We start from the raw sequence: 21,894 nt of genomic DNA, 5'->3' as shown, positions 1-21,894 counted from the left end.
TTTTTACGTCAAAGTGTAGAAGTCCTCCTTTTTTATTCTCAAAAAGCAAAACAGAGAACTTAAAAAGGAGGATAACACAATGCCTAATAAGGAATATTACCTTTATGTCAAAGGGGAAGCTATACCCATAAGTGAAGAAGTCTACAAAGCCTATTGGAAGATAACAGAGCATGAAAAATATCTTCAGAAAAAGGATTGCAAGTATGGAGTTATTCCATTTTCATCATTAGATCATGATGGACACTTTGTAGATAACATCATAGATGAAAAAATAGACTTAGAAAAAATTGTAGAAGTCAAAATGCAAATTGAAGAACTGCATAAGGCATTAGCTACACTGACAAAAGAAGAAAGAGAGTTAATGGAAGCCATTTTCTACAGAGAAGAAAGTCTTAGGTCAATCAGCAGAAAAGAGAAAGTTACACATCAGGCAATCGGACAAAGGAGGGATCAAATTTTAGAAAAACTAAGAAAGATTTTAGAAGATAAAATCTAAAAAATGATGAAAGGTTAAGTATCAAAGAAAGGTGCTTAGCCTTTCTTTGTTTGGAACACAACAATATTGAAATGGAGGAATGAAAAATGAAAGAGTTAGAAAATGTAATGAGCCAGTTGGAAAAAGAAACTAAGAAAAAAGAACAGGTAGAAAACAAAATTAAGCAACTAAGACAAAAGAAATCACAGCTAAAAAGAAAGGCGGACACGAAACGAAAAGTAGAAAAAGGAGGCGTGTTTGAGAAATTTGAAAAACAGATAACCGGAGCAGAAGAAAGTACCGACAATGATTTAATCTATGCCTTTTTAGATTATGTACTTTCCGATAATCGAAATAGAGAAAAGCTAAAAGAATTTACAGAAATTCATTTAAAAGAAAAAGAAATCTCTTTAGAAGAAAATCCAAATCTTAAAGAGGAAAATGCAAATGATGATTTTGAAGAACTGACAGAGGAAGAATAAGGAAAACAGAAAATGTATTAGAAACTGAGATGGAGCAAAGTGAGAACATTTTAACACTTTGCTTTTTTGTGGATTTGAAAAATCTACAAAAAACAAAGTTCACAGGGGTCTAAGGGGGAGTAGCCCCCTTGAACAAATAAAAATGCTTTAGCGTTTTCGTTTCCTTAGCGGAGCTATAAGCTTTCCGCAGGAACGCAAAGCACCGTAGTCAAACGGTGTATCTTTGCGCCCTTTGAAAAAGGGAGCGAAGATACGACCTGAACATTAGGGTAGTAAAATCCCAAAATTGAAAACAGATAAAGGAGGAAAAGACAATGGAAATCAAAAGTTTGCATACCCATGTAGATATTGTGGCAAGGTCAAAAGGGCATAGCGTGATTGCAAAAGCTGCATACAATGCAAGAGATAAATTACAAGATGAATACTATGGAAAAACACATGACTATTCTAAAAAAGAAGACCTTGTATTCTCAAAAATATTTCTGCCGGAACATATCCCGAAAGAGTTTTCAAACAGAGAATACCTATGGAATAGTGTTGAAAAAATAGAGAAAAGTAAAAATTCACAACTTGCAAGAAATCTGCTCTTTACACTTCCAAGAGAATTAAATGAACAGGACAGAATAAAATTAATCAGCGAATTTATAGAAGAAAACTTTACTTCTAAAGGTATGATAGCAGACTGTAATATTCATAATCCTATGGCAAGCGATCATGAAGAACAACCACACGCCCATATCCTACTTACCCTTAGAGAAATAGACGAAAAAGGGAATTGGAAACCGAAATGCAGAAAAGAATATATCCTTGATGAAAACGGAGAAAAGATAAAACTGAAAAGCGGAAACTATAAATCAAGAAAAGTAAATTTGAACGATTGGAATGAACCTGACAAAGCAAAAGAGTGGAGAGAAAACTTTTCAAAGAAAGCAAACGAATACTTGGCAAGAAACAACATAAATAAAAGGATAGATCCACGCACCTTTAAAGAACAAGGCAGAGAAGAACTCCCGCAAATTCATTTAGGCACAAGCAGTTATCAGATGGAGAAAAAAGGCATACAGACAGAGAGAGGAAACCAAAACAGAAAAATCATCGCCTTGAATTTAGAATTTAGAAAATTAAAAGAGGAGCTATCCAAACTTACATCTTGGATAGGCTCGTTACTTGGAAGTCTGCAAGTAAAATATGATGAATACAAACAGGAGAAAAAAGAAGAATATGAGAACAAGGCGGAACTCTTTAATCTCTATGAGTACATCAGTATTTATTATGACTTACAGGGAGAAAAAGCAAGAAAGTTAAATCCCTATGCAAGCAACAAAAAGATAGGTGCAGACCTAAGACGATTTTCCAAAGCAAGAATATATCTGAAAGACAACAATCTTAAAACCATAGCCGACCTACAAGAAAAGATAAGCACATTACAATCCCAAAATAAGAAGATTAGTCAAGACATTAAGGCGAAAACCACAAGAATAGAAAACTTAAATAAATGCTTTGCCTATACGGACATCATCAAGGATAACAAAAAAGTCTTTGAGGAATGGAACAGTAAATCCCTATTCAAAGACAGCTTTTACAATTCCCATAAAGATGAGATAGATAAATATAAAAGAGCAAGGGCAATTCTTGAAAAGATAACAGGCTCATCGGGGATTAAGTCTAAAGACTGGAAAAAAGAAATCCAAAGCCTTAAAGATGAAATATCGAAACTCAACAGACAATCACAATCAATCAAAGAAGAGTACGAAAGTATCAACCATATCAAGTATGCAGTCAAGACAGTCAATGACGATTATGGCATAGACCTAAGTATTGAGATTGACAAGGCAATCAAGAGAGGAGAAAAACCAAGTGTCATTGCACAGATTAAGAAATATCAGGAGCAACAAGAAGCCTATGAAAAACGAAAGGAAAAGACAAAGAACTATTACAGGAATGAGGAAAGATGAAGTCCCAAAATGGGATAACATCGTAAATAAGATAAGCAGACGCACTGTTTCGGTGCATAAGAGGAACGAAAGGAGAGAAAAATGGCAGATAAAAGAATGTTTTCACTAAAGATAGTAGATAGCGATTTATTTTTAGATATGCCACTAAGTAGCCAATGCCTGTATTTCCATCTATCAATGCGAGCAGATGACGACGGCTTTGTAAATAACCCCAAGAAAATCATCAAAATTATCGGAGCGAATGAAGATGACCTGAAAATACTTATTGCCAAAGGCTTTGTAATTGTCTTTGAACAAGGAATTATCGTCATTACGCATTGGAAAATCAACAACTTTATTCGTAAAGACAGATATAAACCGACCCTTTATGAAAATGAGGTGCAGAGCCTATCCCAAACTAAAAACGGAATGTATATCAAAGAGGTTGGTTGTGATTTGGTTGACCAAAGGTTGACAAGCGGTCAACCCAGTATAGATAAGGGTAGATTAGATAAGGTTAGTATAGATAAGGGGAGAGAAGAAAGCACCTCGCCCCCCAATTCAAAAACTTATGGAGAATATCAAAATATTATCCTTACGGACGAACAATATAAGGCATTACAAGAAAAGTTACAAGGGCATACCGATACGATGATAGAAAAGTTATCAAGGTATATCAAGAGTACCGGAAAGACTTATCAAGACCACTATGTAACTATCCTTAATTGGTATGAGCAAGACAAGGATAAACTATCACAGAAAAAGTCCGGTAAGATTCCGACTATTGAAGATTATGACAAGGGGGAACATTTATAGCTATCATATAAGACGGTGGAGAGGCTTTTTTAGAGCGTTAATGGTAAAAGAGGTATCAGAATATAGCTAAGTGTGAAAACATCATGTGAGGGCTTAAAATTGCAGTATGGAAAAATCATCGTATTTATGATAAAATGACAGTGATATGATAATAAACTCAGTTATAAAGAGAGGATATATAAATGCGAATTCAATTTACAGTAAACGATGAAGAACTGAAAATGTTAACTAAAAAAGTTATAGAGGGTAATTACCCAAGTATTAGTGAATATTGTAAGTGTAGCAGTTTACAAGAAAATACAAGTTATGTTGACTTATATAATACCTTACTAAATAAAATAAGCTTTTTGCCGAAAGACAAAGAATTTGTTTTACGAGAGTTAATAGCAACACCGCCGGCTTTGATTGGCAGATGGTTTTATGAAAATGTAAATAAGGGACTTGTGAAAAATGTAGAACACATCGGAAAAGCTGAAGGTGGAGTAGAAAAATATAAAAAGATATGAGACTTATTTCAAAAAGCTACGCAGTGCGTGGCGGATTGGAAAAGATATTTAGATAATTTTGGAGGTGCATTTCATGGCAGATGAAAATAAAGAGATAGTTATTGTAGATGATAAAACTATACAAGAAAAAATATATTTCATTCGTGGACAAAAAGTAATGCTTGATGCAGATTTAGCTGAAATATATGGTTATGAAACTAAAAACTTTAATAGACAGGTAAAAAATAATATTGAAAAGTTTGAAGGCGAAGATTTTATGTTTCAATTGACCGAGAATGAGTTTGAAAACTTGAGGTGCAAAAATTTCACCTCAAGTTGGGGCGGCTCAAGGTACCTACCAAATGCCTTTACGGAACAAGGTATTTATATGCTTATGACTGTATTAAGGGGAGAACTTGCGATTAGGCAAAGCAGAGCCTTAATTAGAACATTTAAGCAGATGAAAGACTTCATTATTGAAAATCAAGATTTTATCGGTTCAAAAGAATTAGTCCAAATAGCTATTCAAACCAACCAAAACACAAATGATATTGCAGAAATAAAATCTCAAATGGCTACTAAAGAAGATTTGAAAAAAGTAATGGATAATTTTATCGATCCGGACACTTACAAGCATTTCCTTTTGATGAATGGAGATAAGATTGAAGCGGATGTTGCCTATACAAAAATATATAAGTCAGCAAAGAAAAGCATTTATGTAATAGATAACTATATAGGCTTGAAAACCTTAGAATTATTAAGAGCTGCAAAAGACAATGTTGAAATTATAGTCTTTAGCGACAATGTGAAAAATAAAGATATGCTTACAAAAAACATCCTAAATGATTTTAGAAGAGATTATCCAAATATCAACTTAAAAATGAAGGTTGCAGGCAAAAAATATCACGATAGATATATTGCAATAGACTATGGAACAGAAAATGAAGCCTTTTATCTTTGCGGAGCTTCATCAAAGGACGCAGGAAATAAAATATCAAGTATTACCAAGATAGAAGAATCCTCTAAGGATATGTATCATACAATGTTTGGTGGAATGTTAAACAATAAGAATTTGAAAATTTAATATGCAGATAACAGAATAGACAGTTATATGAGCTTTAAGCAAGGCGGTAGAAGTAAAAATCTATCGTCTTTTTTAATTGCAACAAACAGGAGGAAAACTATATGCAAGAAAATAAAAATGAACAGAATACAGGAACAAAGACGATAAAGAAAATTGGGAAAGTAACCTATGAGGTTGTTGTCCACTTTAATGAAAATGCAACGGAAACCATGCAAGACAAATTAAAACGCATAATGCTTAGAGAAATGGAGATGGAAAAACATCAAAAAGGCGATAAAAATGATTAGAAAGTCCTTGACAAGTTGTTACAGGAAAAACTGCCAAGTCAATTCTAATATCTTGTGGAGCAAGACTTGCACCTTTTGATATAAGAGAGCTTAGAGAACTAATGAGCGAAGATGAATTAGAGCTTGATAAAATTGGAGATAGAAAAACTGCTTTATTCGTAATAATATCAGATACAGATGATACCTTTAACTTTGTAGTTTCAATAATGTATTCTCAACTATTTAATCTTCTATGTGATAAGGCAGATGATGTGTATGGTGGAAGACTTCCAGTTCATGTTAGGTGTCTACTTGATGAGTTTGCAAATATAGGATTAATTCCTAAATTTGAAAAATTGATTGCAACAATTCGTTCAAGAGAAATATCGGCAAGCATAATACTGCAAGCACAATCTCAATTAAAAGCAATCTATAAAGACCATGCAGATACAATAGTTGGTAACTGCGACTCTACACTCTTTTTAGGAGGAAAAGAAAAAACAACAGTAAAAGAATTATCTGAAACCTTAGGAAAAGAAACCATAGACCTATATAACACATCAGAAACAAGATCCAATCAAAAATCTTTTGGTCTAAATTACCAAAAAACTGGCAAGGAACTTATGAGTCAAGATGAAATAACTGTAATGGATGGCGGTAAGTGTATTTATCAGTTAAGAGGAGTAAGACCTTTTCTATCTGATAAATTCGATATTACAAAGCATAAGAATTACAAGTTGTTGGAAGATTATGATAAGAAAAACTTGTTTGATGTGGAAGAGTATTTAACAAATAGAGATAAAATAAAAATAAACAGGAACAGTTTGATTACAAGATTATGAATTAAGCCTAGGATAAAAATATTTTTGGTATAATATCTATATAAACCATGGAGGTAGGCATATGAGGTCTTATGAAAGTAAGGAAGAATTAAAAAATGAGATAAAGAAAACTTTTGGAAAATATATTTCAGAGTTTGATAATATCCCAGAAGAATTAAAAGATAAAAGAGTAGATCAAGTTGATAGGACACCAGCTGAAAATCTTGCCTATCAAGTAGGTTGGACAACTTTAGTTTTGAAATGGGAAGAAGATGAAAAAAAGGGAATTGAGGTTAAAACGCCATCTGACAAATTTAAGTGGAATCAACTTGGAGAATTGTATCAATGGTTTACAGATACCTATGCTCATAAATCGTTAAAGGAATTAAAAGAACAACTATCACAGAATATAGAAGATATTTACTCTTTGATAGATAATCTTACAGAGGAAGAATTATTTAAACCACATATGAGAAAATGGGCAGATGAAGCAACAAAAACTGCAACTTGGGAAGTATATAAATTTATCCATGTAAATACAGTAGCACCATTTGGAACATTTAGGACTAAGATTAGAAAATGGAAAAAACTTAATAATTTTGTGAATGTAATTAAATAATAAGGTTGGTGCTTTAATTGAATTATGAAAAATTTAAAAAAATAATAAATAGAAAAACTTCTATAATAGTATTAGATACAAATGTAATACTTGACTTAGCTCGATATTCATTATACAGTAGCAAAAACATATTAGAAATTTTCAAGGAGTGTAAGGATTTAATATGGATTCCGAATCAAGTGTATAAAGAATTTAATAAAAATAAATATAGCGTATTCGGACAATTGAAAAAAAAGTATCAAAATTTTGAAAAAGATTTACTAAGAGTAATTGAAAGGAGTCAAAAAAATTTAGAGAGTGTCTTGATTAAATCATCTAAATATAATTATTTTGGAAGAAAAAATTTGGAGAATGATTTAAATAACAAGTTAGTTGAATTAAAACAAATAATCAAATCTTATAAAAATAGTGTTGGTATTGAATATGATGAAATAACAACAGATTCTCCTGAAATAATTAAAGATATAGATAATCTTATTTCATATTTAGAAAAAAATAATAGGATAGGTAATAGGATAAGGTTTAGTGAACAATTAAAAATTATTAGAGAGGGTGAACTTAGGTATAAATATAAAATTCCGCCTGGATATGAGGACATTAATAAAGATGGAGTTGAAAAATTTGGAGATTTATTTGTTTGGAAAGAGATATTAGATTTACCAGTTGAAAAATCAGTAAAAGATATTATTTTTATTACGAATGATATAAAAGAAGACTGGTGGAGTAAGGATAGTCAAGATAATTTAGTAGTTCACGATAAATTATTAAGTGAATTTAAAGAAAAAAATCCAAATGTAAATATTGAATTTTTAACAACAGGAATGTTTCAGAATTTCGCTTCAAAAGTATATGATAGATATGATTTTAATGTTTATGTAGATTTAAATAGAAAAGATGTGTCATATGTAGAAAGAGTAAAACAAGATATTTCTAATGATATAGTTGACAGTATTTATAATAACAACTATTATTATCTAGAATCGTATGTTATTGGAAGTGAGGGTATTGAAGAATTAGATATAAATAATTGTGAATTCAATGAGATATTAGATACTTATGAAGAGTTTACAGACGAGATTGTTAGTATAACTTATGAGCTAGAATATTTAATAAATTTAAGTTGTGTATCCTTTGATTATTGGGGACGTGATGATGATACAAAAGAAGTCATACAATCACCACCAATAGAACAAGAATTTAGTGGAAGTGTCATAGTTAATGTCACAAGATTAATTAATAAAGATGATATCGAAGAAGATTCTTTTTATATTAATAATGATAAAGAATATACAGATATTGAAATAATTGAAATTCAGATAGATCAAGATTCTATAAACAAAAATGAAGAAGACTACGATGACTCTTATTTAGAAGAGGAGAATTACAATAATGATTATGCATTTATTTGCTCTAAATGTGGAAAGGGATTTAAGGATAGGCGAGAAGATGTAGGTGGTATTTGTCGAGATTGTTCATTTAATGATTAATAATATAGGATATTTTATTAAAGCAGTAATTATAAAGTTTACTGCTTTTTTTATACTCAAAATTAGGAGGTTAAGATGTTAAGGATAAGAGCTCCTACTTAGAACAATTTAATAAGGAATAATGTATAGCGATTGGAAATAAATAGATCCAGTCGCTTTTTTAATTGAAATTTATAGATTAAGGAGAAGAAATTAATGGATAGAGAAATGATAAATATTAATGCAAATTTAGTTAAAGAAGTGGAATTATCAGAATTTGAAAGAGATGGAGAAAAAGTAGATGTAGCAAATTTTACTCTCATTAAAAAATATGGTAAAGGAAAAGAATATATAAATTGTTCAGTCTACGGAGAAAAAAGCGAACGTGCAAAAGAATTAGATAAAGGAGATCTAATCCATGTCTTTGGATATTTCAAAGAAAACAAAAAAGGAGATAAGGTCTACAAGAATTTTATAGTTAAATCACTAAATAAAATAGAAAATAAGAAAGAAAACGAGGAGGAATAATATGGAATTTTTTACAGCTGGAGTTGGAGTTTTAAAGACACTTGTAACTGCAATTGGTGCAGGTTTAGGAGCATGGGGAGTTATTAACTTAATGGAAGGTTATGGTAATGATAACCCTGGTGCTAAATCTCAAGGTATTAAGCAGCTTATGGCTGGTGGGGGAATTGTACTAATCGGTATTAAATTAATTCCACTACTTGCAAATGCTTTAAAATAGGAGAAAGTCTATGTTTGGTATCTTTGACAAGCTAACTGAATTTTTTAAGGATATGCTACTCGGAGGTATCAAAGCAAATCTTGAGTCCATGTTCTTAGATATAAATGACAAGGTAGGAGTTATTGCAACTGATGTTGGGAAGACACCAATGGGTTGGAATGGAGAAGTGTATAACTTCATAAAAAACATTAATGATAATGTGATCGTTCCAATAGCAGGTCTTATCATAACAGCAGTTTTATGTATTGAACTCATAAATATGGTTATGCAAAAGAATAATATGCACGATACAGATACTTTTGAGTTTTTCAAATACATTATAAAGATGTTTATAGCAGTCTACCTTGCAAGCCATGCCTTTGAATTTTCAATGGCAGTCTTTGATGTGGCACAAAATCTTGTAAACAAAGCGGCAGGGGTAATCACTACTTCTGCCACTGTTTCAGGAGATCAGATAGTTGCAATGGTTGATACATTAAAAGAAAAAGAAATAGGTGAGCTTTTAATGATATTAGTTGAAACAAGCCTTGTAAGGATTGCAATTCAATGTATATCTTTAACTATTACCTTAATAGTATATGGGCGTATGTTTGAAATATATGTCTACTCATCAGTATCATCCATACCATTTGCGACTATGGGAAATAAAGAATGGGGTCAGATTGGAACAAATTATATCAAGGGACTTTTTGCCTTGGGACTACAAGGTTTGTTTTTGATGGTATGTTTAGGTATCTACACCGTTTTAATAAGAACGGTACAGATTACAGATATTCACGCAAGCTTGTTTAGTATATTAGGATATGCTCTACTACTTGGACTTATGATGTTTAAGAGTGGAACAGTTGCAAAAAGTATTATGAATACGCACTAGGAGGAATAAATGTTAAAAAAGAAAAATTGTGCTTTATTGGGACTTGGAATTTTATTAGGAGGAACTTATGAAATCTTAAAAGAGAAAAAAAGAAATGAAGAGATTAGAAACTTAAAGAGGAGAATAAATAGACTCGGAAGATGTCACAATGAATTTGTTATGTATCAAGGCGAATACAATGACAGAAATGAAGAAAAACAAGAAGAATTAGAAGAAAGAATTAGCTACCTGGAAGAGGAAACAACATCTAATTATGACCATATACTTGAACTTTCCAAAGAAGAAGTAGAGGGAGATTAAAATGGCATATGTACCAATACCAAAAGATTTGGACAAGATTAAAACAAAGGTTGCCTTTAACTTAACCAAAAGACAACTTATAGGTTTTTCTGTGGCAGGACTAATTGGTATACCAACCTATTTATTTATGAAGAAATATCTACCTAATGATGTTTCTATCATTGTAATGCTAATAGTAACCCTGCCAATCTTTTTTATAACCTTATATGAAAAAGATACCTTAACTTTTGAAAAATATTTTAAATTTTTCTATCTTCATAAGTTTTATCAACCAACTAAGAGAATAAGAAAGGAGGCATACATTGAAGCAAAGAAAAAAGCAAATCAGCGACTTAAATCTAAGGGAAAAACAATTAAAAAAAGACCGAAAGGAAGTAAGAAGGCTAAAAACAAAGAAAGATCCAACAAATAGTCTTCTAAGTGTACTTTTAAAGAAAGAGAAAAAGAGATTTACTGTTGAAGATACAATTCCCTATATAAGAATGTTACCAGAGGGCATTTGCCAGTTAGATGAAAAAAATTATTCAAGGACAATTTCATTTCAAGATATAAATTACCAGTTGGCATTGGAAGAAGATAGAGATTTAATCTTTAACCAATTTGCCAACTTTTTAAATTCTTTTGATCCAAGTGTCCACATTGAACTTTCGTATGTAAATCAATTAGGAAGAAATAAGGACTTACAAGACGCAATTAAAATTGCTGATAAGGGAGACTTTTATGACGATGTAAGAAAAGAGTTTAGGGAGATGTTAAAGCTTCAACTTGCAAAGGGCAATAACGGACTTAAAAAGATGAAGTATATAACCTTTACAACAGAAGCCGATAACCTAGAGCAAGCAAGAGCAAAGTTAAATAGACTTGAAGTAGATATTTTATCTAACTTTAAATCTATGGGGGTAAGAGCAGAAAGCCTTGATGGAGAAGAAAGACTAAGACTTGTTCACGATATGTTAAATCCAGACAAGAGCTTTGATTTTTCATATAAAGATTTGAAGAAGAAAGAGTCTACAAAATCACATGTAACTCCCAATATCTTTAATTTTGCACCAGCAAATAATTTTAAATTTGGTAAATATATTGGAGCAGTAAGCCATTTTCAAATACTTGCAAGTGAGTTATCAGACAGAATGTTATCTGAGTTTTTAGATATTGATGACAATATTTATGTAGCTTTTCATATAGATGTAGTTGAACAAGCAGAAGCTATTAAACTCATTAAGAGAAAAAACACAGACCTAGACAGAATGAAAATTGAAGAACAAAAGAAAGCTGTTCGTGCTGGATATGATATGGATATTATTCCTTCAGATATAAATACTTTTGGAGCTGATGTTAAGTCCATGTTATCTGACTTACAGAATAGAGATGAAAGGCTTTTTGTAGTTAGCATAGTAATGATGAATTTTGCTAGGACTAATCAAAAATTAGAAAATACCATTGCTCAAATATCATCAATTGCTAACAGACATAATTGTCAGGTAAAAAGATTATCTCATCAACAAGAACAGGGACTTGTTTCTGTCTTACCTTTAGGAGTTAATCAAGTTGAAATAAAAAGATTTTTAACTTCATCATCAACGGCAGTATTTATGCCTTTTACAACAGAAGAGCTATTTATTGATTCGGCAAATTCTTTGTACTATGGATTAAATGCCCTTAGCCAAAACTTGATTATGGCAGATAGGAAGAAACTAAAGAACCCTAACGGTCTAATATTGGGTACACCAGGTTCTGGTAAATCTTTCTCAGCAAAGAGAGAGATGGCAAATGCAATTCTTGTAACAGATGATGATGTAATTATTTGTGATCCTGAAGGCGAGTATTCAAACCTTGTAAAACAATTTAATGGAGAAGTTATTAAAGTTTCGGCAAAGTCAAAGGACTACCTAAATCCATTAGATATTAATATGAACTATGGAGATGGGGACGCACCTTTAAAAGATAAGGCAAACTTCATAATGTCTATGCTTGAACTTGTAGTAGGAGGATCTGGTCTTACTGCTGCAGAAAAATCTGTTATAGATAGGTGCTTACCAAAGATATATCAAAAGTATTTTGAAGACCCAAAACCAGAAAACATGCCAATATTAGGAGATTTATATGATATGCTCCTATCCCAAGAAGAGGGAGTTGGTAGGAAGCTCGCAACAGAAATGGAAATTTATGTTAAGGGAAGTCTTAATGTATTTAATAATAGGTCAAATGTTGACTTAAATAGGCAATTGCTCTGCTTTGATATAAAAGAGCTAGGAACACAACTAAAAAAAATAGGTATGCTTGTAATTCAAGACCAAGTTTGGAACAAGGTTTCCCTTAATAGAGGAAGTAAGTCTACAAGATACTATATAGATGAGTTCCACCTTTTATTAAAAGACCCACAAACTGCTTCATATTCAGTAGAAATCTGGAAAAGATTTAGAAAATGGGGCGGTATTCCAACAGGTATAACTCAAAACGTAAAAGACCTTTTAACAAGTCAGGAAATTGAAAATATCTTTGATAATACAGACTTTGTTCTAATGTTAAATCAAGCATCTGGAGATAGGGATATTCTTGCTAAGAAATTAAAAATATCGCCTTATCAGTTAAACTATATTACTAATTCAAATGCAGGTGAGGGACTCTTATTCTTCGGAAATACTATTGTTCCCTTTATAGATAAATTCCCTAAAGACACCATGTTATATAAGCTAATGACAACAAAACCAGAAGAAGCTAAGTAGGTGTGATATGGATAAAAAACTAAAAAAAGATTTTCAAAAGAAAATTATACGAAATAGGGACGCTCCTGAAAAGAATATGGATAGTAAACTTGTTCATTCAGATGATTATACCAATAAGATTATTAAGAATAAGGATAGGTTCGGAGATAAAATTTCAGAAAAAGAATCTAAACTTATTCATGAGAATGTATTAGCTAAAGATCAAAAACAAGATAAACTAAAAGATTTTCAGAAGTCTAAAAACAAGGAAAGAATTAGAAAAGAATTTTTAGATAATAAGGATAAGGTTGAAGAAACAAAACAAACTAATCTTGAAATAAGGACAGATGAAAGCTTTAAACTTGATGAAGAGTTAGATGTAGACTTCAAAAAGGTAAATTTTGAAAGTGAAAATAGTAGAAATATTAATTCTAATAAATTAACAACAGATGATATTTCAGCTAACGCTCAACCAATAAGCAATAAGAAGGCATCAAGTAAAAGAAAAGTTCTTAAAAATTATGAGGATAAACTTATCCATAGTAAGGATAAATTCCAAGACAAAATCAACGAGAAAGAGTCTAAGCGAATCCAGACAAGTGAAGATAAACCTATCGAAGCAGAGAAAAGCAAGAGAATATATAGAAAAGATAAGCTTGTTAAAGATGAAGTGAGCAAGAACGACAGTAATGCTAATATCGATAAAAAGCGAAAACAGAAACTTTATCAAGAAAAGAAGTTTAGAGATAAGGAGAAAATTTCTAAAGAAAAAGATAAAGAAAATAAGCTAAACGAAGTTGATACAGATAAAACTTTTGATAATCCTGAGTTTAAAGACAATAATCAAGAATTTATAAAAGATGAAAAAGAAACAAGCCTTAAACCTTCAGAACAAAAGAAAGTTAATAAAAAGAAGACTTACTACAAAAGAAAAAATTATGAGAGTGATAAATTCACTCGTAAGAAAATCGATGACTTAAAAAAAGAAGCTAAGAAAGCTACACCGAAAGATTCTAAGAAAGCACAAGATGTTAAAGATTTTATCTCAGATAAAAAGATTGGAGAGCTTGAAAAGTCTAAAAGCAAGCTAAAGGATAATATCTTAAAGAATAAAACTAAAGGAAGTCTATCTTCTGGGGTTTTATTATCTGGAGCTAAGTCTTCAGAGTTAGCGAGAGATTATTTAAGTTCAGGCTCTGACAATACTGGTGTAGAATCTGGAGAAAAAGTCGCTAATGTAAGCTCTAAACTCCAGCATGGAATAAGGAAGTATAAGTTAGACAAAAAGAAAAAGTCCTTAAAAAAGCTATCTAAACTTGATAAGAAAATAAGAAAGAGAAAAAGCAAGTTGGAGTTTAAAAGTGGCTTGGAAGATTTAAAAAAGTCAGATGCCTATATAAAGAAAAATAGATTTAAGAAGTTTTACCAAAGAAAACAAATGAAAAGCATGATAGCTAAAAAGCACGAAACAAGACTGGTAGATAGAGTTAAAAAAGCTATTTTAAGTTTAGGTAAGGCTTCTAAAGAGCTAATCGTAAGAAAAAGTAAGATGGTTCTATTTCTAGTAATAGGACTAGGTCTTATGCTATCAATCATGATTGGTGGTGGAAGTGTTGGTATGAGTGGATTAAGTAACTCTGTTAACTCAGTAATGACAACAACATACCTATCACAAGATACAGTTCTAAGTGAAGTTAATCAAGAATTTTCATCAATGGAGTATGACCTACAATCACAAATCGAAAGTGTAAAAACAAGTCATCCTGGATATGACGAATATATTATAAATAAAGATGGAGAAATTGGTCATAATACCCATGAACTTTTATCCTATATAACTTCAAGATGTGGTGAAGTAAAATCAGCATCTGAAGTAAAAGGAATTTTAAAAGAGCTTTTCGATAAAATGTATAAGCTTGATTTTAAGGAAGAAATCGAAATTAGAACAAGAACAGTAGAAAGAACTAGATATGATAGTCGTGGTAATCCCTATACTAGCTATGAAAAAGAAGAGTACGAATATAAAAAGTTAATTGTAACTTTAAAGAAAAGAGAAATGGATGAAGTTGTTAGGGAAATATTTAAAGATTATCCAGACAATGTAGTTCATTATGAAGCTCTTCTTGAAGCTAAGGGAAATATGGGAGATGTTTTTGGATCAGGTAATGGGGACTTAGGAGAAATAGTAGATAATCCAAACTTTGGAAATCCTGGTCTTGCTTTTGATTCAGCTACTGCCAAAGCCTTATTTAATGAAGCAGAAAAACATATAGGCAAAAGATATGTGTTTGGAGCAAGTGGACCATCTAACTTTGACTGCTCAGGTTTTGTATGTTGGTCATTTACAAAGTCTGGTGTAAAGAGAATGCCAAGAACAACTGCATGGAGAATATACAAAGACTATTGTAACCCAGTCAGTCCAAGTGAAGCTCAACCTGGAGATATTATATTTTTCCATTCAACATATAACAGTGGAACACCAATATCTCACGTAGGAATATACGCAGGTAATGGAATGATGATTCACGCAGGAGATCCAATTCAATACACATCAATAAATTCAAAATATTGGAAATCACACTTTTATGGTTTTGGAAGACCTAGATAGAAGGGAGATATTATGTGAACAGGAAGCTTATAAGTATTAGAAACAAAAAGAAAAAAATAGAAGAGAAATTGAAAGATTTAAATGCAAAATACAAGGAAATTTGCGATGAAGAAATACAGGTTGAAAATGAAGAAATAATTGTAACTCTTAGGAGGAACAATATTAGCTTGGAAGAATTAATGGAGAAAATCAATGATAGAAAAAGAGAAGAGAAATTAAAAGAAAAGGAGAACATTCATAATGAAGAAATTTAATACGAACAGACTAAGAGCCTTTTTTATGGCTCTTTTATTAGTTTTAACATCAACTGTGCATACAAGTGCATTTGCAAAGTCTGATGTTACTTGGACGGAAGATGATTTTATGTATTCCTCTGAGGGAAATATAATCGCTTTTAGTGATAAGGGCTTAGAAAAGAAAGAAAAGACAAATATTCTAGTATTTCCTGAAGGAACGAAGTCTATAAATGGAAATTATTCTTTAAGTCATTCAAACGATGAACTTAGATATAAAAGAGAATTTGGGCGTGGCAAACATTGGGATAAAGTAATTATTCCTGATTCTGTTAAGCATTTAGGTTATGCTGCCTTTTACGAAGCAAGTATAGATGAAGTAAAACTATCAAATAGTCTAACTTATCTTGGTGGTTTAGCATTTTTCAATTGTGGACTTAGAGAAGTAACTTTACCTAATACTTTGGTAAATATTGAACATAATGCTTTTGAAAGAAATAACCTTCAAGAAATAACTATACCGAAGTCTGTGAAGACAATTGAACAGTATGCTTTTTCAAGAAATAAACTACACACTGTAAAAGTTTTAGGCAATCCAAACATTAACAGTAAGGGAGTATTCCATAATCAAGAAGTTGAGTATAGACCAAAACAAAATCCATTTTACGAAAATCATTTTGGTTTCAACGGAAATCAAGGATTCAAATCTATTCCTAATGGATTAAGGTTTGAAAATGGAGAGTTTGTCTTTGATAAGAACGTAGATAGTGTAGAACTTGAATTTGATTATAACAATGATTTGTATCAAGGAAAGATGACTATATACAATCCAAATAAATATTCCATTGATACTCAAACAGATTTAACAGGGCAAGATATTGATGAAAAGGACAATAAGATTGATGATTTAACTAAAAATATTAAGGACTTGGAAAATCAGATCAAAGACTTAAATGATAAGAAACAAGAAGACCAAACAAAGATAGATGAATTAAAGGAAAAGTTAGAATCTTGCAAAGATAATGGAGAGAAACTAAAACAAGAAAAAGCTAAGCTAGAAGAAGAAATTAGAGATAAAGATAATAAGATTGCTCAATTGAATAAAGAAATTGAGGAACTTAAAAATTCTAACAATGATGAACTAATAGCAGAAATTACTCAGCTTAAAGATGAATTAAAAAGATTACAAGATGAAAATGCAAAACTAAAAGAAGATTATTCATCTACAAAATGGGAGTTAGAAGCTGAGAAAGAAAAGACAGATAAAAACGAAAATAAAATCAAAGAAATGCAAGAAAAGCTTGAGTCTTTAGAAGGGGAACTTGCAAAGAAGACTAAAGAAATTGAAGATAAAGATAATAGAATTAAGGACTTAGAAAAAGCTCTTGATGAAAAAGATGCTAAGATAAGAGACTTAGAGTCTAAAAAGAAAGAGACAGAAAATTCTAAGTCAGAATGCTGTAAGAAAATTGAAGAGCTTCAAAAGGCTATTGATAGTTTAAAAGTATCTTCTGAAAATACAAAAAAAGAATTAGAAGATAAGATTAAAGTACTAGAAGAAAAACAAAAAGCTTCTGAAGAAGAAATTAAAAAGCTAAAAGAAGAATTAGATAAGAAAATCGAAGAAGCAAAGAAGTTAATCGAGGAAGCAAATAAAAAAGCAAAAGAAGAACTTGAGAAACAAGCTAAAGATGAAAAAGATAAAAATCTAAACCAAGACCTATCTAAAAAATTAGATGAACTTCTAAAACTCCAAAAAGAAAACAAAGAAAAGAAAGAAGATAAGAAATCTCAAGATAAGAAGTGGGATGAACTTTTGAAAGCTGATGACAAGAACATCCTAAATCAATTTGATCTTAACAAGATGAAAAAGCAAGAGGAACAACAATACAAAAAACAAGTTAAAGATGAAAAAGAATTTGCAGTTTTCCAAGTTGACAAAAACTTTTATAACATTATCAACAAAGATGGTAAGACAACAGTCTATATGGATGTAAAAACTTATGTGGATCAAGGAAGAACTATGATTCCAGTAAGATATATCGCTTATACTCTAGGTTTTAATGTTGAGTATGACAACTCTACTCGTGAAGCTATTTTCTCCAATAAAGAGAATAATATCCTAGCTAAAAAGACATTAAGACTAAATATTGATACTGGTGTTATGAAAGATTCAGATGGTAAAGTCTACAATTCAGATGTTAAGCCAGTTATTATAAATGGAAGAATCCATGCTTCAATTTCAAACATTGCTAAAGCTTTTGGAGCAAGTCATGGAGATATTAAAGATGGTAAAAACCAAACAATAGAATGGGACAATGCTAGAAAAGCAGTCTATGTATTTAAAAATGTAAAATAAGAAAGGATAGAAAAATGAATAAGAGTATTAAACGAGGAGTAGCCATAGCGTTACTCCTTTTTACATTTACAGTACCAGCAACTACATTTGCAATGACAAATGAAGGGCAAATAGAAAGTCAAAACGAATCAATCTATGAACCACAAAAAGAAGAATTTGAAAAAATGTTGAAAGATGATGTTTTTACACCGTCAAAAGAAGAAATTCCTTATCAAGATGTTCCAAGAATACCAGGAAATACAAGTGAAGCAAATAAGCCTTCAAATAATCCTCCAAAGAAAACCCCACTTGTAAAAGGTGGTAATACAAAGGCAGTAAATAATCTTGCGACACAAGAAAATAAGGCAAGAGGTTCAGTAATTGAAAATGTAGATAGGAATGGAAAAGATATAACACCAAGTGGAGATACAGAAAAAGATAAAGAAAATCCAGTAGATGTGAGACAATTTTTAACATTTCAAACTAAAAGTGGAAAAACTATGCACCTAATAGTGGATCACTCATCAAATCAAGATAATGTAAGGCTATTGACAGAAGTAGGAGAGAAAGACCTACTTAATATGATTGAATCAGAAGACAAAAATACTATAAAGGTTGAAGAGCCTAAGAAAGAAGAAGTAAAAAAAGAAGAACCTAAGACTGTTCCAGTAAAAGAAGAAAAGAAAAGTGGAATAGGTTCATTTCTAATTATTGCACTTGTAATTGGAGGAGTTATAGGAGCAGGATACTATTTTAAGGTAGTCAAAGCTAAGGAAGATAAAATGTTGGAAGACTTTGAAGAAGATGATAAGGATTATATTAGTGAGTCAGAAGATGAATCTGACAATGAAGAAAGTAATGAAGAATCTTTAGATGAAGACGATGAAGATGAACTATTATAATAATTTTTAAAAGTTTGAGCGAGAGAGAAATCTTTCGCTCTTTTTTTATTTATGGAGGTATTAATGAAATTAGTAATAGCAGAAAAGCCAAGCGTAGCAGTTACAATTGCAAAAGTAATTGGAGCAAGAACAAGAAAAAACGGATATTATGAGGGGAATGGATACATTGTTTCTTGGTGTGTCGGTCATTTAATTCAAATGGCAAGTCCAGAAAGACACGACGAAAAATGGAAGAAATGGACAATAGAAAATCTTCCTATAATTCCAGAAGAATATATTTATGAAGTATCTAAAAGCACTAAAAAACAATATGGAGTTTTAAAGAAACTTTTAAACGATAAGAATATCGACACAGTTATAAATGCTTGTGATGCTGGAAGAGAGGGAGAACTTATTTTTAGGCTTGTATATAATCAAGCTAAATGTAAGAAGAAAATTCAAAGACTTTGGATATCTTCAATGGAAAACAAAGCTATTGAAGATGGTTTTAGAAATCTTAAAGACGGAGAAAAATTTGAAGACTTATATGGATCGGCAAGTGCAAGAGCTATTGCAGATTGGCTGGTAGGAATGAATTTAAGTAGGCTTTATTCTTGCATTTACAAGGAAACATATTCAGTTGGTAGAGTACAAACACCAACTCTATATTTAATAGCTAAAAGGGATAGTGAAATAAATCTATTTAAGAAGCAAAAATATTATACAGTTGACCTATCTTATAAAGGATTGAAACTTGTATCAGATAGGATTGATAAAATCGAAGTGGCAGAGCAACTTTTAAACTTGATAGAAGATGAAATAGTTATTACAGAGGTAGAGGATAAAGAAATAAGCACAAAACCAGATAAGCCTTATGATCTCACTACCTTACAGAGAGAAGCAAATAAATATTTTGGATATTCAGCAAATGACACTTTAAATATGGCACAAGGTCTGTATGAAAAAAAGCTAATCACATACCCAAGAACAGATAGCAGGTATTTAACCGATGATATGGTTACTACTATGAAAGAATTATTAGAAGGACTTGAAGAAGGTTTTAAAATCAACGAATCAAACTTTAAGTCTATTTTTAATTCATCTAAGGTTACAGACCACTATGCGATTATTCCTACTATATCAGGTATTGGAAAAGTTAAAGATTTATCTGATAAAGAAAGCAAAGTCTATAATCTAATTAAGGATAAACTACTTGCTTCATGTTCGGATAACTTAAAGGAATCTAGTAGAAAAATCAGATATGAATATGATAAATTTAACTTCAATGCAAGTGGAAAGACTATAATCGATGAAGGTTATACCAAGTATCTAAAGGCTTATGGAAAAGAAAAGCAAGAAAATGAATTACCAGATGTAAAGACTGGAGATAAAATTAAGCTAACTTCTAAAAATATATCGGAGAAATTTACAAAAGCTCCAAGTCATTATAATGAAGATACACTTTTAAAGGCTATGGAGAATGCAGGGATTGAATCACTGGATAAAGATATAGAAGTGGAGAGAAAAGGCTTAGGAACACCAGCTACAAGAGCAGGAATTATTGAAAATCTTATCCATAAGGACCTTATAAGAAGAGATAAGAAAAATCTACTTGTAACAGAAAAAGGCAATAGACTTGTATCAATTGTAGAGGATAAGTTTAAGTCAGCTAAAACAACATCTGAATGGGAAATGAAACTTGCAAAGATTAGCTCTGGTGAAGTAGATAAAGAAGACTTTTTAAGAGAAATAGAAGATAGTATAAGGGAGCTTGTAGATAGGTACAAGAATAATCTAAATGAATAAGGTAAAAATATTGGAGCTTTTCGGTGGCATAGGTGCTATTAGAAAGGCTTTTATTAATTTAAAGATATCTTATGAAGTAGTTGATTATGTAGAAATAGATAAGGCTTGTGTTAAATCATACAACGCACTTTATGGAGAGGCTTATAAGCCAAAATCAGTAGTAGGATATAAAGCTCCTAATGAGAAGATAGACTTAATTATGCATGGAAGTCCTTGCCAAGACTTTTCAAGAATAGGGAAAAAGCAAGGAGGAGTAAAGAATTCAGGAACTAGATCAAGCTTACTATTTGAAACAATTAGAATAATCAAAGAAATGAAAGATAAACCTAAATGGATAATTTGGGAAAATGTAAAAGGAGTCCTTGATAGAAATATGAGGGACTCCTTGTTTATTTATCTAAAGGAGTTAGAAGACCTTGGATATGAAAGTAAGTATGAAATTTTAAATGCAATGGACTTTGGGATACCTCAAAAAAGGGAGAGGATATTTGTTGTTTCATGTCTAGGAGCAAATAACTTTTCTTTTAATAAATTGGAGAGGAAAGAAACTAGACCACTAAGTGAATTTTTAGAAAAGGATGTAAGTGAACTTTATACAATGACCCAACCCTATATGCTGAAATTTTTAAATAAAAGCATAGATAACAGTTTTAGAGGGCGACTCAAAGTGATTAAAGATTTTTCTTATACTATTTCTACAAAACAAATGAGAGTACCTAATTCTGGAATAATAGATATTGGAAATGGTAGGTATAGGTATTTAACAGAAAGAGAATGCCTAAGACTCATGGGTTTTGATGATAGTGATATAGACAAATTAGAGGAAGTGCATTCAAGAAGAAAAAATTGCACTTCAAGCAAACTATATAAGCAGGCCGGCAATTCTATTGTGGTTGATGTTTTAATGTGCATTATTAGTTCAATAATGCATGTTAGTGCAAACTTATTATTGTGAA

The 21,894-nt window shown here is 31.2% G+C and carries 21 protein-coding genes and 1 pseudogene; all 22 read left to right on the top strand.

The genetic code is table 11. The features are described from left to right. Positions 1–79: 79 nt before the first annotated feature. Positions 80–496, top strand: coding sequence for a sigma-70 family RNA polymerase sigma factor (locus tag FMG_RS05165; RefSeq protein ID WP_002416386.1), 417 nt, complete (start codon positions 80–82; stop codon positions 494–496). A gap of 86 nt (positions 497–582) precedes the next feature. Beyond that, entirely contained in the window at positions 583–957 is a 375-nt protein-coding gene (locus FMG_RS05160; RefSeq protein WP_012290749.1) for a hypothetical protein, read from the top strand. Positions 958–1,271: 314 nt separating this feature from the next. Beyond that, a complete protein-coding gene (mobQ, locus tag FMG_RS05155) occupies positions 1,272–2,912 on the top strand; it encodes a MobQ family relaxase (RefSeq protein ID WP_012290748.1) in 1,641 nt (546 codons plus the stop codon). A gap of 81 nt (positions 2,913–2,993) precedes the next feature. Next, on the top strand, positions 2,994–3,707 hold the full coding sequence (locus FMG_RS05150; RefSeq protein ID WP_012290747.1) for a hypothetical protein: 714 nt from the start codon (positions 2,994–2,996) through the stop codon (positions 3,705–3,707). A gap of 182 nt (positions 3,708–3,889) precedes the next feature. After that, positions 3,890–4,213 (top strand): hypothetical protein, encoded by a 324-nt coding sequence (locus tag FMG_RS05145; RefSeq protein ID WP_012290746.1) that lies wholly within the window; start codon positions 3,890–3,892, stop codon positions 4,211–4,213. A 73-nt stretch (positions 4,214–4,286) separates the two neighbouring features. After that, positions 4,287–5,276, top strand: a complete 990-nt coding sequence (locus tag FMG_RS05140; protein ID WP_002838522.1) for an ORF6N domain-containing protein — start codon at positions 4,287–4,289, stop codon at positions 5,274–5,276. Positions 5,277–5,377: 101 nt separating this feature from the next. Next, positions 5,378–5,563, top strand: coding sequence for a transposon-encoded TnpW family protein (locus FMG_RS05135; protein ID WP_002838479.1), 186 nt, complete (start codon positions 5,378–5,380; stop codon positions 5,561–5,563). A gap of 11 nt (positions 5,564–5,574) precedes the next feature. Further along, positions 5,575–6,384, top strand: a pseudogene (locus FMG_RS05130) (VirD4-like conjugal transfer protein, CD1115 family); the annotation flags it as partial. A 61-nt stretch (positions 6,385–6,445) separates the two neighbouring features. Further along, a complete protein-coding gene (locus FMG_RS05125; protein WP_001258251.1) occupies positions 6,446–6,982 on the top strand; it encodes a ClbS/DfsB family four-helix bundle protein in 537 nt (178 codons plus the stop codon). A 17-nt stretch (positions 6,983–6,999) separates the two neighbouring features. Further along, the gene (locus FMG_RS05120) at positions 7,000–8,469 is read left to right on the top strand and encodes a PIN-like domain-containing protein (protein WP_001105422.1); all 1,470 of its coding nucleotides are present in this window, start codon (positions 7,000–7,002) and stop codon (positions 8,467–8,469) included. Between the two features lie 195 nt (positions 8,470–8,664). Further along, positions 8,665–8,976: a hypothetical protein gene (locus FMG_RS05115; RefSeq protein ID WP_002839977.1), complete on the top strand. Its 312-nt coding sequence runs from the start codon at positions 8,665–8,667 to the stop codon at positions 8,974–8,976. Between the two features lies 1 nt (position 8,977). Then, positions 8,978–9,193 carry a Maff2 family mobile element protein gene (locus tag FMG_RS05110; RefSeq protein WP_000394203.1) on the top strand — a complete coding sequence of 72 codons (216 nt, stop codon included), beginning with the start codon at positions 8,978–8,980 and terminating at the stop codon, positions 9,191–9,193. Between the two features lie 10 nt (positions 9,194–9,203). Beyond that, complete coding sequence (locus FMG_RS05105) at positions 9,204–10,067, top strand: VirB6/TrbL-like conjugal transfer protein, CD1112 family (RefSeq protein WP_000466919.1); 864 nt, start codon at positions 9,204–9,206, stop codon at positions 10,065–10,067. A gap of 9 nt (positions 10,068–10,076) precedes the next feature. Then, positions 10,077–10,367, top strand: a complete 291-nt coding sequence (locus tag FMG_RS05100; protein WP_002838520.1) for a hypothetical protein — start codon at positions 10,077–10,079, stop codon at positions 10,365–10,367. A gap of 1 nt (position 10,368) precedes the next feature. After that, positions 10,369–10,779, top strand: a complete 411-nt coding sequence (locus FMG_RS05095) for a PrgI family protein (RefSeq protein ID WP_008902108.1) — start codon at positions 10,369–10,371, stop codon at positions 10,777–10,779. Beyond that, on the top strand, positions 10,670–13,093 hold the full coding sequence (locus tag FMG_RS05090; protein ID WP_012290745.1) for a VirB4-like conjugal transfer ATPase, CD1110 family: 2,424 nt from the start codon (positions 10,670–10,672) through the stop codon (positions 13,091–13,093). Before FMG_RS05095 ends, FMG_RS05090 begins: the two co-directional genes overlap by 110 nt. Positions 13,094–13,100: 7 nt before the next feature. Continuing rightward, positions 13,101–15,680, top strand: coding sequence for a CD1108 family mobile element protein (locus FMG_RS05085; protein WP_012290744.1), 2,580 nt, complete (start codon positions 13,101–13,103; stop codon positions 15,678–15,680). Between the two features lie 14 nt (positions 15,681–15,694). Further along, positions 15,695–15,934: a hypothetical protein gene (locus FMG_RS05080; RefSeq protein ID WP_001080402.1), complete on the top strand. Its 240-nt coding sequence runs from the start codon at positions 15,695–15,697 to the stop codon at positions 15,932–15,934. Continuing rightward, positions 15,921–18,272 (top strand): leucine-rich repeat protein, encoded by a 2,352-nt coding sequence (locus FMG_RS05075; RefSeq protein WP_004817210.1) that lies wholly within the window; start codon positions 15,921–15,923, stop codon positions 18,270–18,272. The genes FMG_RS05080 and FMG_RS05075 overlap by 14 nt, the downstream gene beginning before the upstream one ends. A gap of 14 nt (positions 18,273–18,286) precedes the next feature. Continuing rightward, positions 18,287–19,153 (top strand): CD1107 family mobile element protein, encoded by an 867-nt coding sequence (locus FMG_RS05070; RefSeq protein WP_002836659.1) that lies wholly within the window; start codon positions 18,287–18,289, stop codon positions 19,151–19,153. Between the two features lie 63 nt (positions 19,154–19,216). Then, positions 19,217–20,938: a DNA topoisomerase 3 gene (locus FMG_RS05065; RefSeq protein WP_012290743.1), complete on the top strand. Its 1,722-nt coding sequence runs from the start codon at positions 19,217–19,219 to the stop codon at positions 20,936–20,938. Next, positions 20,931–21,893, top strand: a complete 963-nt coding sequence (locus tag FMG_RS05060) for a DNA cytosine methyltransferase (RefSeq protein ID WP_002836657.1) — start codon at positions 20,931–20,933, stop codon at positions 21,891–21,893. The genes FMG_RS05065 and FMG_RS05060 overlap by 8 nt, the downstream gene beginning before the upstream one ends. Position 21,894 lies beyond the last annotated feature (1 nt).

The sequence above is a fragment of the Finegoldia magna ATCC 29328 genome, from assembly GCF_000010185.1.
Classification (GTDB): Bacteria; Bacillota; Clostridia; order Tissierellales; family Peptoniphilaceae; genus Finegoldia; species Finegoldia magna_H.
The sequence above is the reverse complement of the archived record's forward strand: the minus strand, read 5'-3'. Positions and strand labels throughout refer to the sequence as shown.

What these genes read in the sequence shown, in the direction of transcription:
- FMG_RS05165 (WP_002416386.1), top strand. Translation starts at nt 80, where the DNA reads ATGCCTAATAAGGAATATTACCTTTATGTCAAAGGGGAAGCTATACCC.
- FMG_RS05160 (WP_012290749.1), top strand. Translation starts at nt 583, where the DNA reads ATGAAAGAGTTAGAAAATGTAATGAGCCAGTTGGAAAAAGAAACTAAG.
- mobQ (WP_012290748.1), top strand. Translation starts at nt 1,272, where the DNA reads ATGGAAATCAAAAGTTTGCATACCCATGTAGATATTGTGGCAAGGTCA.
- FMG_RS05150 (WP_012290747.1), top strand. Translation starts at nt 2,994, where the DNA reads ATGGCAGATAAAAGAATGTTTTCACTAAAGATAGTAGATAGCGATTTA.
- FMG_RS05145 (WP_012290746.1), top strand. Translation starts at nt 3,890, where the DNA reads ATGCGAATTCAATTTACAGTAAACGATGAAGAACTGAAAATGTTAACT.
- FMG_RS05140 (WP_002838522.1), top strand. Translation starts at nt 4,287, where the DNA reads ATGGCAGATGAAAATAAAGAGATAGTTATTGTAGATGATAAAACTATA.
- FMG_RS05135 (WP_002838479.1), top strand. Translation starts at nt 5,378, where the DNA reads ATGCAAGAAAATAAAAATGAACAGAATACAGGAACAAAGACGATAAAG.
- FMG_RS05125 (WP_001258251.1), top strand. Translation starts at nt 6,446, where the DNA reads ATGAGGTCTTATGAAAGTAAGGAAGAATTAAAAAATGAGATAAAGAAA.
- FMG_RS05115 (WP_002839977.1), top strand. Translation starts at nt 8,665, where the DNA reads ATGGATAGAGAAATGATAAATATTAATGCAAATTTAGTTAAAGAAGTG.
- FMG_RS05110 (WP_000394203.1), top strand. Translation starts at nt 8,978, where the DNA reads ATGGAATTTTTTACAGCTGGAGTTGGAGTTTTAAAGACACTTGTAACT.
- FMG_RS05105 (WP_000466919.1), top strand. Translation starts at nt 9,204, where the DNA reads ATGTTTGGTATCTTTGACAAGCTAACTGAATTTTTTAAGGATATGCTA.
- FMG_RS05100 (WP_002838520.1), top strand. Translation starts at nt 10,077, where the DNA reads ATGTTAAAAAAGAAAAATTGTGCTTTATTGGGACTTGGAATTTTATTA.
- FMG_RS05095 (WP_008902108.1), top strand. Translation starts at nt 10,369, where the DNA reads ATGGCATATGTACCAATACCAAAAGATTTGGACAAGATTAAAACAAAG.
- FMG_RS05085 (WP_012290744.1), top strand. Translation starts at nt 13,101, where the DNA reads ATGGATAAAAAACTAAAAAAAGATTTTCAAAAGAAAATTATACGAAAT.
- FMG_RS05075 (WP_004817210.1), top strand. Translation starts at nt 15,921, where the DNA reads ATGAAGAAATTTAATACGAACAGACTAAGAGCCTTTTTTATGGCTCTT.
- FMG_RS05070 (WP_002836659.1), top strand. Translation starts at nt 18,287, where the DNA reads ATGAATAAGAGTATTAAACGAGGAGTAGCCATAGCGTTACTCCTTTTT.
- FMG_RS05065 (WP_012290743.1), top strand. Translation starts at nt 19,217, where the DNA reads ATGAAATTAGTAATAGCAGAAAAGCCAAGCGTAGCAGTTACAATTGCA.
- FMG_RS05060 (WP_002836657.1), top strand. Translation starts at nt 20,931, where the DNA reads ATGAATAAGGTAAAAATATTGGAGCTTTTCGGTGGCATAGGTGCTATT.